We start from the raw sequence: 3,862 nt of genomic DNA on the forward strand, positions 1-3,862 counted from the left end.
ATTGCTGCATTCAGACAATGAGATGAATGGTGTCACCTACTGATTTGGCAGCAGGAGCGTTGATCTTCGCTGCCGTCCAGAGTCGGTGGGTGGCACTAATTCACGATCCCCAAATCACAATCCAACCGCGTCGCGGGGTCACGCCAACGGCGTGCCACATCAAAGCTTGGGGTCGCGAGAGCGCACCCCAAGACCGCGTCACCACCTCGCGGCCAACCCCAACGGGGTTGAACAACACCATCCGCCCGACTCCCCGCATCGTTTGTTGAGCCCCGATGGGGCTCCAGTCCTCCATCGACCACGACCCGGGGTGCGCGTCGCGACCCCGGGCTGTGTTGTGGCACCGCTCCGCGGTGTCACCTCAATGAAGGCGACACATGAATGATGAACGGTGCCCCGATGAACGGTGCCACCCACCACGTGTGATCTGTACTTCCCAACTGCTGATTAGGTGGGTGGCATCAAATCACGCTTTGTCTGTCTTTGGCATTGTCCCTGCGCTGGCTTCGCCAAGCGTTCTTGGCGGATTCGGCTCTTGAGCGTCTTCATCCACCCGATGCTCATCCACCAGGATTCGCACCGACGGCGAATCTAAATCGTCGTACTGACCGTCCCGGATGCAATACAGGCAGGCAAGCAGTCCGCCGCCACCTAACAGCAACGCGATCGGCAATGCAATGTACAACACGCTCACTTAGCGAAACACCTCAATAGCAGGGACGGAAGCAACAAGGAATTCAGCAACCGTTGGTGTTTAGCCTTTAGGCGATTCCCGATCGCTGCTACGCAGCGACAGTGGGCGGCTAAAGTCTGCACACCAACACGTCTGCACACCAACACGTCTGCACACCAACACGTCTGCACACCAACACGTCTGCACGCGCCATGCCGACACACCTCTCTTATCACACACTCACTTTGCATCATCAGCAAACGTCGGCCAGGCGAGTGTCAGTGACAACACGGATACCGAACTGATCGGCATCAACACCGCCGCGACCAGCGGACTGATGAATCCGAAAATGGCCAACACGACGGCGACCACATTGTAGGCCAATGAAACCGCGAACGTCGTCCGAATCAAATGGTTGGTGCGACGGGACGCATCGATCAAGTCCGCCACACTTTCCAGCGTGCCCGACGCGACGAACACCGGTGCGGCCTGCAGACTCACTTCGGCCCCGCCGCGGACCGCGATTCCGACGTCCGCCGCCGCCAACGCCGCCGCGTCGTTGGCGCCATCACCAATCATCACCACCGGGCCCGCGCCCGCCTCCGTCACGCGTTTCAATTTGTCTTCGGGCGATAGTCCCCCAAACGCGTTTTGCGGATCGACCCCGACTCGGCGCGACACTTTGTCGACCAGCTCACAATGGTCACCCGACAGAATCCCGACGTCCCAGCCGGCCCGCCGAATTCGCTCGATCGTGGACTTGGCGTCTTGCTTGACCGGATCGGCAATCGCCAGCACCGCAACCGCACAGCCATCGACCGCGACGATCACCGGCGTGGTCTGGTTCTGCAAACAGCGCTCGATGTGCTCGGTGACTTCGCTCGAAAGCAGCACGCCCTGCCGGCGCAAAAACGACTCGTTGCCGACAGCGACCCGTTGTCCCTGACAGCAGCCTGATAAACCCCCGGCGCCCAACTGAACCTCCTCCACGCCAGTCGCCGGAATCAGATCCAGCCGATCCGACTCGCGCAAGATCGCATCGGCAATCGGGTGACAGCACTCGCGTTCGATCGCCGCAGCCATCCGCAAACCGTCGGTCGCCCCATAAACCAGTTCCGCGCGGGGACGTCCTTCGGTCAAGGTCCCCGTCTTGTCGAACCAGACCCTCCCGCGACTGCTGAGCTGTTGCAACACATCGCCGTCGCGAATCAGGATCTTTCGTTTTGCCGCGCGACCGAGGGAAACTGCGATCGCCAGCGGTGTCGCTAGCGCCAGCGCACACGGGCAGGCCACAATCAACAGCGACGTCGCGTTGGCCGTCGCGACATCGATCCCGTGAGAAATCCAAGCAACAAAAGCAACCGCCGCCAGTAGCGTCACGACGACCACAAACACGCCACCAATTCGATCGGCCAATTGAACGATCGGCGTCCGCTGGGCCATCGCCGCTTCCACCGACTCCATCACCCGCCCGATTCGGCTGTCCGCCCCGATGGCTTCGACGCGAACGGTGATCGGTCGCGAAAGATTGACGGTGCCCGCGGTCACACCCTCACCAACCTTGGCTTCGACCGGAACGCTTTCGCCAGTCAATAACGATCGGTCCAGCATCGATTCGCCCGCGATGATGCGACCATCCACCGGAAGACTTTCCGAAACGTTGACCCGGATCACCTGCCCCGCCTTGAGCGAATTGACCATCACCCAGCGGTCCGGACCGCCGGACGAATCTTCATCGACCAGGCGGGCATGTTGCGGCGTGATGCGAAGCAACAGATCGACGGCGCTGGCTGCACGATGCTGCTGCCGAAACTGAATCCAGCGGCCGATCAACAACAAGAACACCAGCATCGCCAGCGAATCAAAATACACATGACCGCTGCCGCTGATCGCGTTGACCAGCCCGACGATCGTGCCGACGGCCAGCCCGAGCGCGACAGGAAGATCCATGTGCGGCGTCCAATTCCGCATCGCCGCCAACGCGCTGACGAAAAACGTTCGCCCGGGAAACGCCACCGTGGCGATCCCCAGCGCCGCCGCCGCCAACCGCAAAAACAAACGGTGCTCGCCGGCCACGCCCGATGCGTCTCCGGCATACAGCGCGATCGCGATCCACATCGCGTTGGCCGCACAGAATCCGGCCACGGCGATCTGCATCAACAGCCGACGGTTCTCCTGACGAAATCGGTCGACCGGCTCGGTCGTCAGCGGCGACAGGGTGTACCCCAACTTGCCGATCAGGTGTGCGATCTCGCTGAGCTTGATTTGTTGCGGCTCAAACACAATTTGAACCGTATGCCGATTCAGCCTGACCCGCGCCAATGTCCAGCCACGCGTCCGCCCGGCCACGTTCTCAATCAGCCACGCGCACGCCGCACAGTGCAAGCCGCTGACCGACAACTCGGTCGACAAACTGCCATCGGCCGCTCGTCGAGGCGCCGAAGCGCCCAGATACTGGTCGTCGTCAAATGCATCATAGCGCGACGAATCGGCTCTGGAAAACACGCCGGTCGACCCGCCCGTTCGATCGCGAATCGCGTAATAGTCATCCAATCCCCAGCCATGAATCAGCTCGTATGCCTGTCGACAACCGCCGCAACAGAACACCCGAGTCGGATCGTCGACGGTACTGCAAACGGTCGGCAACCCACAATGCACGCAAGGAATCTCACAACGCTGTGGCTGGGAATCGGATGCGGGCTGCGGTGTTGCTGCAGTCGATGACATGGCAAGTGCTTCGTCCAAACTCGATATTGGGGTAGGACTGCGAAAGGGGATTCAGCAATCGTTGGTGTCTAGCCTTTAGGCGATTCCCGGGTGCTGCTTCGCAGCGACCGTGGGCGGCTAAAGCCTGAACACCAACGCTAATGCTCGTGCCATTCAATCCTGCCCAGGCTGTGAGTCCTTCACCTGGCAGCACGGCAGCACTTTCTCGCCCGCTTGATCGACCTGATCGATCGTCGTCCCGGACGATTTGAGTTCCTGCAACGATTCCAATCCGCTGAATCCGCGTCCCGATGCCGTGAAGCAGCCCGCAAAGATCAGCATCAGCGCGGCCAATGCGGGGATCAGGCGGGCAAAGCGAAGCGACAACACCCGCAACCCGGCGACCAACGCGACCAGCGCCGGGACACTGCCGAGCCAAAAGGCGGCCATCACGATCGCGCCACGCACCGGGCTGCCCGTCCC

3 protein-coding genes are annotated in these 3,862 nt (G+C 61.2%); all 3 read right to left on the reverse strand.

The features are described from left to right. Nucleotides 1-466: 466 nt before the first annotated feature. The gene (ccoS, locus tag ABX749_RS25195; RefSeq protein WP_372898431.1) at nucleotides 467-694 is read right to left on the reverse strand and encodes a cbb3-type cytochrome oxidase assembly protein CcoS; all 228 of its coding nucleotides are present in this window, start codon (nucleotides 692-694) and stop codon (nucleotides 467-469) included. Between the two features lie 219 nt (nucleotides 695-913). Continuing rightward, on the reverse strand, nucleotides 914-3,400 hold the full coding sequence (locus ABX749_RS25200) for a heavy metal translocating P-type ATPase (protein ID WP_372898432.1): 2,487 nt from the start codon (nucleotides 3,398-3,400) through the stop codon (nucleotides 914-916). A gap of 153 nt (nucleotides 3,401-3,553) precedes the next feature. After that, nucleotides 3,554-3,862 (reverse strand): sulfite exporter TauE/SafE family protein (locus ABX749_RS25205; protein WP_372898433.1); only part of this gene is annotated, 309 nt, incomplete at its 5' end.

The sequence above is a fragment of the Stieleria sp. genome, assembly GCF_041595215.1.
Taxonomy (GTDB): domain Bacteria; phylum Planctomycetota; class Planctomycetia; order Pirellulales; family Pirellulaceae; genus Stieleria; species Stieleria magnilauensis.

What these genes read in the sequence shown, in the direction of transcription:
- ABX749_RS25200 (WP_372898432.1), bottom strand. Translation starts at nt 3,400, where the DNA reads ATGTCATCGACTGCAGCAACACCGCAGCCCGCATCCGATTCCCAGCCA.